This window comes from Pseudomonas entomophila (assembly GCF_029478665.1).
Classification (GTDB): Bacteria; Pseudomonadota; Gammaproteobacteria; order Pseudomonadales; family Pseudomonadaceae; genus Aquipseudomonas; species Aquipseudomonas entomophila_F.
This window is the reverse complement of the sequence record NZ_JARPQB010000022.1, coordinates 30,671-43,416: the sequence shown is the minus strand read 5'-3', so window position 1 is coordinate 43,416 and position 12,746 is coordinate 30,671. Positions and strand designations below refer to the sequence as shown.

The following is a 12,746-nucleotide window of genomic DNA, read 5'->3' as shown; positions in this document are numbered from 1 at the left end:
GAAACCATAGGCTTGGAGGCAATGGAGAGCCGTTTCAATTGCCAAGCCGCACAAGCTGAGCTGATGCGCAGAGAACAACACCCTCTGTATGAGCACGTCTGCTGGTGCGTACCACTGCGGTGTTTGCATCGAGGCTGGTATGCCGCGACCTACAGGTTGAACGAGCCGCTATCGATAGAACTCATCCAGACGTTGATGAGCAACCGCCCAGGGCAGCCGACGTGCATTCGCCCGCATCCTTCGATAGGCCTCATGGGCCTGGTCAACTGAGATCACCTCTTCTCGAACAAGCTCCTCAACCACCCAGAGCGTGCCCTTCACCTCAACCTCTTCCAACATTGCCGCTTTGCGCAACGCCTCATCCCCGGATAGCAACGGACATTTTTCCTGCCTTGCCAGCGCCAATGCGAAGCAATCGTTGCGGCTAGGCCCCCTGACCCGGCCAACCAACTCCACGGCATAGAGCATGGTGGCAGGGTTGAGCTCAGCCAGCTCAAGCCCCAAGCCCAGCAGATGTGCATGCTGGGCTTCAAGCTCATCGAAATAGAGGATATCCGGCACAGTGAACTGGTAAGGCAGCGTGAAGAGTTGGGCCAGCAGCTCGCCCTCTTCAAGGTCGATCAGGATGTTGGCATCACTGATGAGCAGCTGCATCCAGTAACTCCAGTTTGCGCGCCTGGTGGAACTGATAGACCGTCATGCCCAGCAGCTCCGCCGCCTTGGACTCACCGATAATCCCCTCCCCCAATGCTCGGTAGACCAGTTGCTGGAACAGCCGTGTGGTTTCCTGCCGGTACGCAGCCCCTGGCTCCTGCTTGCGCCAACCCTGTTTGACGAACACCATGAACAGCCGCTCGCGCACAGCGTGCGGGATGATCTCCAGGTCCCCGGCGCGATACAGGCAACCCTGCATGCTGAGGCCAAACTCCGCCTTGAGCAGATACAACTCGCGCACCTCCAGCATGTGGCGTTTGTGGCCCAGATGCTGCCGCATGGCGCTGGCCGGCACCAGCAATGCCGAGGCGAAACGGTTACAGGCCTTTTCCTCGTCCAGCCCTTCGGCCAACCGACCGTGCATCAACAGGTGGCCAAGCTCGTGGGCCAGGGTGAAGCGCTGCCGGTCACCCGGCCAGTCCGCCGACACCACGATGACCGGCTGCCCCGCCACGCTGGCCTGCAAGCCATCGAACTTCGCCTGTGCATCGACCTGGGTGATGATCACCAGAATCCCGTGCGTCTCCAGCACGTCGATCAAATCGGGAATCGGGCTCGCCCCCAGGCCCCACAGCTGCCGCACCTGGTCCGCCAGGTTGTCGACCGCCTGCAGCGAATCCAACTGCGCGGGCAGCCCTGCCGGCGCGCTGAACGCCTGCACGGGATAATCCGGCCATAGATTGATCAGTTCCTGCCAACGCTCCGCCTGATCCAGCACATCGGCCTCGATGCGCTTGAGGATCGCCTTGGGCGTGCTGCAACGCTTGCGATACTCGACACCCGCCAGCTCGACCTTGGCGGGGCGGAAAAAGTACTCGGCGCGCACCGACAGCGCCTTGCACAAACGCACGAGCACGCCGGAACTGGGCATGCTCTGGTCATGTTCATACTTCTTGATCATGTTGGCGCTCACGCCCACCTGATCACCTAGCGCCTGCATCGACAGGCCAGCAGCAGCGCGGGCACGTTTGAGCCGCTCGCCGATCATCGGCTGTCTCCCTCGGTTTACGATTCCATAAAATTTCAAAGAAATATAAACCCGATACGCTTACCCGTCGAGACATGGGCGACGACCGTCCTACCGTGCCTAGCTCGGCATCGCTCAACCGGCCGCTGATTCATATGCCTCCCCAAAGCCTGTATAAAGCGCCAACCAGCTGCGCCCCGACGTCTACCAAAGGAAACCCGTCATGCTTCGGCTCTTGATGCCAGCCCTGCTCCTGCTGCTTGCCGGCTGCGCCACCAAGCCCCCGGCCAACCCCGACAACCTCTGCGAGATCTTCCGCGAGAAGCCGAAATGGCACGAGGCGGCGCTGAAGATGCAGGCGCGCTGGGGTGCGCCGGTGCAGGTGCCGATGGCGATGATGTACCAGGAGTCCTCGTTCAAGCACGACGCCCTGCCGCCGCGCTATTACTTCCTCGGCTTCATCCCCTGGGGCCGGGTGAGCAGCGCCTACGGCTACGCCCAGGCCAAGGACGAGACCTGGGCCGACTACAAGCGCGACGCCGGCGGCTGGGGCGCCGCCCGCGACGACTTCGCCGACGCCCTCGACTTCATGGGCTGGTACATGCAGAAGAGCCAGCAGGTCAACGGCGTGTCCAAGTGGGACGCCTATGGCCAGTACCTGAATTACCACGAAGGCTGGGGCGGCTACCGCAACCGCAGCTACGACGCCAAGCCGTGGCTGAAGAACGTCTCGCAGAAGGTCCAGGCCCGCGCTTCGGTGTTCGGGGCGCAGTATCGGAGTTGCGAGCAGGAGCTCGCGCGGGGTGGGTGGTTCTGGTAGGGCCTGACGCAGGTGTGATTTGAGAATATTGGCCTGCAGGCTAACGCCGGCCAGTTAGCGCTTCATCGCCACTAACGAGGCTGCTTTGCAGCCCTTCGCGGGCAAGTAGCATCAGCGCACCGCCCCACAGGACTACGCAGAATCTCAAACTAGCGCCGTCCCTGTAGGAGCGGCCTTGTGCCGCGAAAGGGCCGCAAAGCGGCCCCAACATTCCGCAGTATCAATCTCCAGAAACACTCTCCTCTTTCACCGCCTCCAGCTTGCCGAACTGCTCGCTGGCCAACCGGCTGATGATCCGGATCGCCTGGTGAATCCCCGCCGTGTTGCGGAAGCTCAGTTGCGGGTTGTGCTCGCACTCCAACACCTCGTCATGCTGGACCAGCGCTTCGCCGAGCAGTTCGAGGGTCCAGACGTAGCTCTGGAGGGTAGACAGGCGTTCATGGTCAGGCATGGGGCACCTCCCGGTTGGCGCGGGTGGCGAGGGAGTGGCTGTCGATCGGGTAGAAGGTTGGGGACGGGGTGGCCGCGGGGGTTGGGCGGCGGAGAGCGGATGCGAGGATCCTGTACAGACGTGTGATGGTCATGCATGAGACTCCAAGTTAGGTTGGAACCACCACGCACTGTCGCCAAACAATGGGTGGCAGCTGTACGCAGGTTGGCGAACCGGGAACTTGGAACCCGGCAGACCCGAAGGTCTCCCGCGCACAGCCGCCATGGCACGAGGCTGCGGACGCAAAAAAAGCGCCTGCAATCGTGTGGGGCGCTGCTGCGCCAAGTTTATCCGGGTCGCCAAACCCGGTCGCGGAATTTGCCGCGACTCGGAGGAATTTATCGCCGTGAGGCGGCAGGCGCAACCTCATGGGATGAGGTTGGGAAATTTCACGCAAGACGTCTTCGATTGCCGGCTGCGGAGCGTCAATATTGCGATGTGACTGACGTCCGCACATGGCGCCATGAGGTGAAGTTGGAAACTGGCGGGCATGCTGACAATGTTCTCCAGTCAGAAACTATCTCCAACCAGCCAAACCATTATCTTTAAATTTTTTGCCTGATGGCCCAAAACACTGGGCTAGCGGCGAGTGTCGGCTGGGCACTTTCTCGAAAGCAGCGGCGGCTTAAATGGAAAACGCCCGATCAGGATACGCCATGCGATAGGGCCGCAAAGCGGCCCCAGTGATGCGAAGCATCAGTCCCCAGGATCACCCTCCTCCTTCATCGTCTCCAGCTTGCCGAACTGCTCACTGGCCAAGCGGCTGATGATCCGGATCGCCTGGTGAATACCCGCCGTGTTGCGAAAGCTCAGTTGTGGGTTGTGCTCACACTCCAGCACCTCGTCATGCTGGACCAGTGCTTCGCCGAGCAGTTCGAGGGTCCAGACGTAGCTCTGGAGGGTGGACAGGCGTTCATGGTCAGGCATGGGGCACCTCCCGGTTGGCGCGGGTGGCTAGGGAGTGGCTGTCGATCGGGTAGAAGGTTGGGGTTGCGGTGGCCGCGGGGGTTGGGCGGCGGAGAGCGGATGCGAGGATCCTCAGTATCTTGGTGGTCATGCATGAGTTCCTTTCGTTGTGGAACTGCCACCGCTCGCGGCCAAGCAAGTTTAGGTGGCAGCAGTACGCGGGTTGGCCGACCGGGACGAAAGGGGCCCGGCACACCCGAAGGTGTCCCGCGCACCACCGCCATGACGCGACATCGCGGGCACAAAAAAAGCGCCTGCGATGAAGACTGGGCGCTGTTGCGCCTTTCGATTCCGACCGGCCAAGGTCGCGTCGCCGATGCTTCGGCGACGGAGGGAATTTATTCCTTGGGGGCTGCTAATGCAAGCTTAGGAAGGCTGGGAAAAGGCGATTGGTGTTGCGGGAAACCGCCTACAAACTCAAGGGCACGTAGATGCCACCCAACGAGCCGGTTCGGCGCAGCTGAACGAAGCTTGATCGAGGATTACGAAGAGCAGTACGGAGACAGGAACCAAACACTAGGACATTCCCCCAAGAAATGCTGATGTTAATCGGGGCGCGCTTGGCCGCGTATCCCTAAACGTATCCCTAAATCCGAATGCACCTACTCGAGGTCAACGTGTCTGCCGTCAGCACTGATACCGGTCCTTGATCACGCGGTCGTAATAGGCCCCCACCGAGGGTGCGTTTATGAGCCCTTGATATACCTCTAATGGCACTCTGCAGAAATCGTATGTACGCCCCTGCTTGAACGTGATCTTCAACCTCCGGGTTGTAGCGTCATAGCCCACAGCACTGATAGCAGAAGATCTGACCGGAACCATTTGCATCGCGAACCCTCGCTGTTGTACTGGCCATGATGGCCACTGCCCCCGGCACTACAACAGACAGTTGCTCTCGTCGCAAGCATCCCCCATCGCCTTCACCTCCGAGCTCACCGCGTCATGAACCGCTAGGGGATGTGCCCGATACAAACTCATCCATTTTGTTAGGCCCATCCGCCAGCAAGCCTTCGCTTTGCATTGCGGCGTAGCACGTGATCAAAGCCGCCTTCATGCCTGCCAGATCGCGCTTCCAAACGGGCTTCATATGTTCAACCCACAGCTGTAATTCACGCTCTGATACGAACGATCGCCCGGCGAATATGGTTGCTGAACGTACTACCTCAGTGGCGAGCGCTGCATCAATGACCTCATCAGGGACCGACCAATGAGCGTGTTCTCCGAAGCAGTCGGTGTAGAAACCGAGCTGTTTCAGCTGATCCAAAATTTTTGGGTGATCAGACTGCTCGTCATAGATTCCTCGTAAATCATCGAGGGACTTGGCTCCCTGAGCTACCAGGTCAGACAGTATCCAATGGCAGTTTTTGCTCGTATGGGTCCGATAACGCTTCCACTCCGATTTGAGGGAGACCGCATCGTCCGTGAGAAGAATCGCTCTGAGGATGGAGGTTTTGCCTGACTCTTCGATAGCCAGAGCAGCAAGGGAGATTGCAGAGGCATAACGCCCTGCGTCTAGCAGCATCTGTGCGTCCTCGGCTAGCCGCCGGGCATTCGCAGTCGCCGCGTTGATTCCGACTACAGCGTTTGCGCAATCAAGCGTGCCTTTGAAAGCCACCAGTTGTGAAGAGATCATCGCAGTTTGTTCTCCTGACGTGTACTCGCGAAAGCAAAGATCCTGCTGGCCGGTAAGGCACAGTGGAGCGCGTGATCGATGCTCTCTGGATTATTTCCCTAGGAGTGATAATCGCACTGTTTACCTCCCATTTGAGGGTGTTCACCAGGTGAACCTGTTCACTAAGCTGAGCGAGCGTCCTCTAGCACGAAAGCGCGGGTTTCCTGCCCCGTGTCTCATAGGTTTGCTCAGGGTCCCCGGCACCATCGAAGCATAGCCAAAGCCCAACTCTCGCTGAAGGTGGCCCTACATGCTGGGCGTGGGTATTGACCCAAAGCTATTGAAATGGGTTTCAAGTGTTTCGCCATCGACAACACTATGATTTATAAGAGTTTTTCTGGAAAAACCGTGAAATAACATGTGTAACAAGAAACTTTTAGGTGTATCGGTGTTGCATGTCCACTGTGTGCGCAAGCAGCCGATACCACTTACACCGTTTCTGGATGGCGATCCGATCAATGCCTTTCTGAATGCAAGGCTAGCGCTGGTGGCCCCTTAGCCCTGCGAATAGGCCCCGCCCGTAGAAAATGTCATTATTGGTAATCAAAGCTTATAAATCGCCAGCAGGGAGCTCATCGATCAGAATGGCTAGCACGCGTGAAAAAATGGACAGTGTTCGAGCATCCAGGGATGGTCACGAATTCCACGAGGCGTGGGTCGCTCGTAAATGCCTGGGACTTCTGCTGCCCAGAGACCAGTTCGTTGGTGTTGCGATAGAGGGTTTCTCTCCCATTGATCAAACGGGTGCAGAGGACGCAGGCAACGAAATTGCCGACGCCGTTCTCTATTACGGGAAAGCTGCCTCGTTTGAGCACGCCCAAAAGATCGTCGTGGTGCAGGTTAAGTACTCAAAAGCCTCGGAAAACAAAGCGTTCCGTGCAGCCGATGCGAAAAAAACCATCGAGAAGTTCGCCAAGACCTATAGGTCGCACAAGACCAAGTACGGAACTGCTCAAGCACGTGAAAAACTTCGCTTCGAGTTAGTGACAAACCGTCCAATTCTCGGCGAACTGGACGACGCGATCGCTGGGATTATTGCTGGAATTTCAGCGACAGGCACCGTCAAAGAACAGACAGACCAAATTAAATCGGCTTGCAATCTCAAGGGCAAGGATTTGGTAGAGTTCGTTAGTCGACTGAGCTTTACAGGAATTCGAGGAGATCTACGGGAAAGCAAGCACCGGTTAGCACTGATTCTCGCAGACTGGGGTGTAGCACGTGATCCTCAGGCTAGGGTTCGACTCAACGCTATAAGAGAACTAGCGCGTGATAAAGCGAACCTTGCCAATCAGAGGCGAAATGTGATTTCACGCGCTGATATTCTGACAGCCCTGGAGTTACAAGATGAACATGAACTGCTGCCTTGCCCAGCAAGCTTTCCAGATGTGGGTACGGTTGTAGAACGCAGCCAGTTATCCGACGTCGTCGAGAAGATTCCGCAACTGACCATTCCACTGGTCATTCATGCAGATGGCGGTATCGGCAAGACAGTCTTCATGAACTCTATTGCGGCTCGACTGACTGAAAGACATCAAGTTGTTCTCTTCGACTGTTATGGAATGGGTCAATACCGCGCTCCTGGTGATGCGCGACATCTCCCGAGAAAAGGTCTGGTTCATATAGTCAACGAATTGGCATGTCGAGGCTACTGCGACCCGCTTCTACCGATCACAGATAATAGCGATGACCTAATACGGGTGTTTCGCCTTCGGATGAAGCAGGCCGCAGAAACGGTTCGCCGCTTCGAACCTGACCGACAACTTGTTCTCCTGCTCGACGCAATCGATAATGCTGGCGAACATGCAAGAGATCGCGGTGAAATCTCTTTCCCTGCACTTCTGCTCGCCAGCCTAACTCACGGCGGTTCGATTTCTGGTGTGCAGTTAGTAGTGAGTACACGTACTCATCGACGTGCCATTGCAACAGGCGAAGCGAAATGTGAACAGTTTGAGTTGAAGGCCTTCACGATTGATGAAACACGTGAGTTCCTGAAAACCCGGATAGAGGATCATAGTGAGGACAACACTCAAGTAGCTCAGTCTCGATCAAGAGGAAACGCTCGCGTGTTGGAACATCTGGTCGCAGATGCTCCCGCGTTATTGGCTTCCTCCGAAAAGCATAACGTAATCCAGTTGGATGAGCTACTTCGCAAAAGAATCAACTCTGCGCTAATGCAAGCCCGCAAGCAGGGCTATAGTGATATGGATATCACCACATTTTTGACCGGTCTGGCGTTACTTCCGCCACCAGTACCGGTTCGGGAATTTGCCGAAGCCAGCGGGCTTGCAGAGGGAGCAATCGCCAGTTTCGCTGCAGACCTTTCGCCACTTTTGGAGCACACGAAACACGGGCTGATGTTCCGAGATGAACCGACAGAGACCCTCATTCGAGACGAGTATTGTGGAAACAGCGACACTTTAAGCAGTCTCTCGAAAAGACTGCTTGGTATGCAGGCGACTTCAATTTATGCCGCTACCACTTTGCCCGACTTGTTGAAACAACTGGAAGACGGAGAACTGCTATTCAATCTCGCGTTTGACGAGAGAATCCCGACCACTATCAGAAGTCCTGTCAGTCGCCAAGCCATTCGACATGCACGCTTACGAGCTGCTGTGGCCTACGCTGCTGAGAAGGATGAAACAAACCGCTTGGTCCCACTTCTTGTAGAGTTGTCGACCTTGGCAGCGGTGGATCAGCGTGGCACTGATTACATCCTCGACAACCCTCACCTCACGGTCTACTCCGGCGATGCGGACTCAATACGTCGCCTTTTCGAGCTGCGTACCCATTGGCCTGGTACTCGTCACGCGCGGCTGACTATTGCTTATGGTCTCGGCGGAGACTTGGCAGATGCCTATCACCACGCCCATCGGGTTAAAGAATGGAGAACTCATTGGCTTGAGCAAGACTTCAGCGAACGCCAACTGCAGAGCGACAGAGCCGATCCGACCGCCTTAGATATGGCTGCCATACCTTTCTGCTATCTGATCAAAGGGGAAAGTGAACGCGCGGCAGCAGATCTTAAGATGTGGATGGACTGGTACGCTTTTGAGGTGACGGAGACGTTAGTGCCTTTGTTACGCTTGGGCGCTGATATGGGAAGCCTGAAAAGCAGCTCGGTCGATGCTTTTGTGAAATCTGATCAGTTGGGCCCAGGACCGCTAACAGCGTTGATTCCCTTTTTTGACGGGAATTCATCTCTACAGAGAGCCCTGATCAGCAAACTTTCAGGCGCGTGCGAGAAAGCCCAACAGGTGAAATTAGGAGAAAAAAACTCCAGCTATAAACAACCGCGGATCATTCTCGGTTTGTTACGAGCGGCTTCAGTAGCCCTTCTTAACGGCATGAAACTCGAGGCCAAGCAGATCTTGGCCGCCACACCAATACCTGTCCCATCACTATACGTATACACAAGCGAATACTGGTCAGAAGAGATCTATCCATTTCTGGCGAAGGTGGCGCTGCTTAGCGTTTCCGATGGCCTAGAACTTCGGGAGCGCGAAATTCTTCCCGAAGAACTTACGGACCTTATTATAGATCCCCCCCCAAACATCCAGAGAGAAGAGCTCAAAGCGGCGCTAAAGCTTGAACTTGAAAAAAGATCTAGCGAGACGCACCGCAACGATAGCAGTCAGAAGACCTTCTCCGCCGACACGAAGAGTGCCGCACTACGATTCTTAACGCACCAATTGGAGCATTGGTTAACAATCTCCCGTGCATTTGCTGCCGGTTTCAGTGATCAGCTTGAAATTGGCCGGCGCTTGACCCCTCTACTCGATATTTGGCCGGACCTGCTTCGCTGCAATGACTACCAGTCCGGTGGAAGTGATGCGCAGCGTCATCGACTCCTGGTGGCTGACCGACTCCTAACGCTAACGTTTGAAGCTGCGTCCAATCTAGAAGTCTCTGAGGTTGTCCACTATCTGGAAGCAGTAAAAGCACGCGGAGTATCCGAAATTTCGAATCTAATTAGAATCGTAAGCGTGCTGGCCGTCAGACCCGAACTACACATACTAGCAGGATCAACAGCAAATAATGTGAGGCTGGCCATCGAACAAGAGGATGAGGTTAAACAGCGTGCGGAGCTCTTTGCTGATCTAGCACAAGCTGTATCGCCAGCTAGCAAGCAAGAGGCGGCCGTCTATTTTCACCGCGGCTTGGAGCAGTTAGATGCTGTTGGGTCTGGCGACTATCAGTTCGTAAATGAGCTGATGCAATTTGCAGCCTCTCTGCATGGAGAGGAGCTTTCTGATGAAGACTGCCACACGCTATCCAACATCTGCGAACTTAATCTTGGTGATGAGGAAAATAAGTTCAACTGGGGCATGTATGGCATGGCAATGGCAAAAGCCTCAGGACTGAAGGGGCTGGCAAAGCTTTCCCGATGGGAAGACAGAGGTAGGGTCACACTCGACTACACACTTCTTCCATATATTCGGGGCTTGATCCACGCTAGGAAGATACCCCCGAATGCTGCGCTTGCAATGCTCAGAACTGCAAGTCCTGCAGAGCTGTGGGTATGCGGCACGGAGCAACTAATTGAGTCCTTGGAGCATCTGCAGCTTAGTCAACAGGATGACCTAATACGCGAATTAATCACCCAGTATCATCAAAATAATCCACATGGCTTCAGCCCAGCAGTACCGCGTGCTTTAGCAGGCCTGGCCAAATCCGCCTTAGGCACAGACTCTTATGATTATAAATATCTATCCTCACTGGCTGAAAGCATTGAGGTCTCTACGCGAGAGTACAACGACCTGAATAATTGGCGAGGCGCCCCTGCTTCTGAGGTTATCGATCGACGTCAAAGAGAACAAGCTGACGCAGAAAAGTTACTTGAGTCACTGGTGCTGGCAATCAACCCTACAGACGATCTCTCCCTGTCTGAAGCACTAGAGAAGATTCAGGAGCTGAATAGTTGGGGCAGACGAATTCAAGAGAATTTCTTCGAGCAGTTGCAGACCAAAGTCCCTTACGGACACTGGTCAAAGTATGTCACCACAATTGCACGCCAGGAGCAATTAACGCTCCATGAGAAGATTCGCATTCTTAGCGCATGCAAAGAATCTTGGTCACAAGCATCCAACGCTCTTTCCGACGCTCTTTATGATTGTGGCTCTATCATTATCCGTCACTGCGCAGATGAGTTCATATCATTTGGTTACCTAAGTACCTCGGACATCGATAAGCTTTCCACGGTGACAGGCAAAGACCGCCAAAAACTTATACTTGAGCTAATTACAGAGTTCTCTCGCCCCAATTTTGATGTACCGGCATCTGTGTGGTTGAATCTAGGGACCACACTGAATGGTGCAGCCGCAGAGGGAGTTGGACAAACAGCTATTCATCGACTTTTGAATACCGGGGCTGCAAAATTGGCGTCTTCTGTTTTGGACGGCCCCTGGCAACCCTCTCTTTACCCACCTCAAGATCAATCAGAGGTGGCCGCAGGACTCATTTGGTTCGCACTTGGCGCACCAGAGGCCGAAAGACGATGGATGGCCGCTCACAGCCTAAGAGTTGCGATGCGCCTTGGCCAAACTGATATTTTGGACAAGGTTGTGTCGAAGTTTGATGCCACGAATGCAGCTCCTTTTCAGGCTCCCGAACTGCCCTTCTTCCATCTCCATGCAAAGCTCTGGCTTCTGATAGCGTTGGCACGTATAGCTTTAGATCAGCCCGCAGAGGTGAGCAAACACCAAGCTCTGCTGGAACGGATCGCGCTGGACGTGGAAGAGCCTCATGTACTTTTCAAGCACTTCTCCGTACAGGCCCTACTCACGTGTAATGTTCAGGGCCAACTTAGGCTTGAGCCAGCAAGATTGGATGAGCTTGAACGCGTCAATCACTCTCCCTACCCAATTGAAAAGTCGAGCAAACATCTCGGAGGAACTTTTTACAAAGGGCGTCCAGATGGCGTACCAAAACCACTTAAGCCACTCTATCTCGATCACGACTTTGGCAAGCTTGATGTCGCTGGATTAGGTGAAGTATTTGGCCAGCCGCATTGGTATACAGAAGATACTGTAAACCTATGGGTGAGACATCACGATGCTCAAATCACTCATATGTCAGATCAAGGAGGACGGTCCATATATCGTCGCGGAAGGGCTCGTGGACTTTCTCACGATCAACACAGCTATGGTGAACAACTATGTTGGCATGCCCTACATGCGGTGGCCGGTGAGTTTCTCGCTAAGCTCCCTGTGATTCAGGGGCCCTATAGGGATGGGGACCCGTGGGAAGAATGGTTGAGTGAGCGAGTGCTTACCCGCAAAGACGGGTTCTGGTTAGCCGATGCCACTGATCGACGACCTCTGCCCACCCGCATCAACCTAAGGGAAGCGTCCGGGGGTAAAGTGGTCCTAACCGGAGCAGCGAGTACGCTGCAATCACTACTAGGCATCAATGGCAATCTGGATGAATGGGTAGTGGTAGACGGCGAGTGGAAATCTATCGATGGCATCGACGTCCATATTCGATCAGCTTTTGTTTCGACTGAGGAAAGCGCGCGGGTCGCAGCAGCCCTAGCTAATGAGGAGCCGTTCCATGCCTATATACCTCGATTGGACGAGTATGAGGATACAGAGTCTGACGCCAGCTCGCATTTGCCTCTTATACCTTGGATTGTTGACGTCAGCCATGCTGAAGGGCTCGATGAATACGACACCCTGGGTGCAGCCTCAGCAGCATCGCGTTTAAAACTTGCTAGGCGGGTAAATGATTTCGCACAAATCACCGAAGAAGCCCCATATGGACGCCGGTGGATTGATCCCTCAGGCGCGGTCCTGGTGCAATCTCAAATTTGGAATCAGCGAGCAGACCGTAACGATGATCACCTCTCCAGCGGCACTCAGCTAAGTTGTCGTACGGACCTTATCCAGAGATATCTATCTGCGAATAATGTGAACTTGCTCATCCTAATAGTCCTGCGTCAGTACGAGCCTGGATACGGCAATAGCTCCTCCCGATCGTCGCACACCATAGCTGTGGTGGAGATAAGCGAGTCGCTTAAAAGTTCCTACTACCCAGGGCGAACTAACGAGTTAGACGATGAGAAACAGCACACTTTGACTCAACACAGCTAGATAAAAATCTTGACGGTGGACAGAAACCA

8 protein-coding genes are annotated in these 12,746 nt (G+C 54.9%); 2 read left to right on the top strand and 6 right to left on the bottom strand.

All coding sequences use genetic code 11. The annotated features are described in order from the left end of the window. Window positions 1–168: 168 nt before the first annotated feature. Both P5705_RS13055 and P5705_RS13050 read right to left on the bottom strand, forming a co-directional pair. On the bottom strand, window positions 169–654 hold the full coding sequence (locus tag P5705_RS13055; protein ID WP_277461252.1) for a PIN domain-containing protein: 486 nt from the start codon (window positions 652–654) through the stop codon (window positions 169–171). Beyond that, window positions 635–1,702 (bottom strand): helix-turn-helix domain-containing protein, encoded by a 1,068-nt coding sequence (locus P5705_RS13050; protein WP_277461251.1) that lies wholly within the window; start codon window positions 1,700–1,702, stop codon window positions 635–637. Before P5705_RS13050 ends, P5705_RS13055 begins: the two co-directional genes overlap by 20 nt. A 202-nt stretch (window positions 1,703–1,904) precedes the next feature. On the opposite strand from P5705_RS13050, the gene P5705_RS13045 reads away from it, so the two are divergent. After that, window positions 1,905–2,501, top strand: a complete 597-nt coding sequence (locus tag P5705_RS13045) for a hypothetical protein (protein WP_277461250.1) — start codon at window positions 1,905–1,907, stop codon at window positions 2,499–2,501. Between the two features lie 220 nt (window positions 2,502–2,721). Here P5705_RS13045 and P5705_RS13040 read toward each other — a convergent pair whose 3' ends face one another. The 4 genes from P5705_RS13040 to P5705_RS13025 form a co-directional block, all read right to left on the bottom strand. Then, window positions 2,722–2,952 (bottom strand): hypothetical protein, encoded by a 231-nt coding sequence (locus P5705_RS13040; RefSeq protein ID WP_277461249.1) that lies wholly within the window; start codon window positions 2,950–2,952, stop codon window positions 2,722–2,724. 735 nt (window positions 2,953–3,687) lie between these two features. Beyond that, window positions 3,688–3,918: a hypothetical protein gene (locus tag P5705_RS13035; protein WP_277461248.1), complete on the bottom strand. Its 231-nt coding sequence runs from the start codon at window positions 3,916–3,918 to the stop codon at window positions 3,688–3,690. A 666-nt stretch (window positions 3,919–4,584) separates the two neighbouring features. After that, the gene (locus P5705_RS13030) at window positions 4,585–4,779 is read right to left on the bottom strand and encodes a KTSC domain-containing protein (RefSeq protein WP_277461302.1); all 195 of its coding nucleotides are present in this window, start codon (window positions 4,777–4,779) and stop codon (window positions 4,585–4,587) included. Window positions 4,780–4,897: 118 nt separating this feature from the next. Continuing rightward, window positions 4,898–5,590 (bottom strand): AbiV family abortive infection protein, encoded by a 693-nt coding sequence (locus tag P5705_RS13025; RefSeq protein ID WP_277461247.1) that lies wholly within the window; start codon window positions 5,588–5,590, stop codon window positions 4,898–4,900. Between the two features lie 623 nt (window positions 5,591–6,213). Between P5705_RS13025 and P5705_RS13020 the strand changes: the two genes are divergently transcribed. Further along, window positions 6,214–12,717: an NACHT domain-containing protein gene (locus tag P5705_RS13020; protein ID WP_277461246.1), complete on the top strand. Its 6,504-nt coding sequence runs from the start codon at window positions 6,214–6,216 to the stop codon at window positions 12,715–12,717. Window positions 12,718–12,746 lie beyond the last annotated feature (29 nt).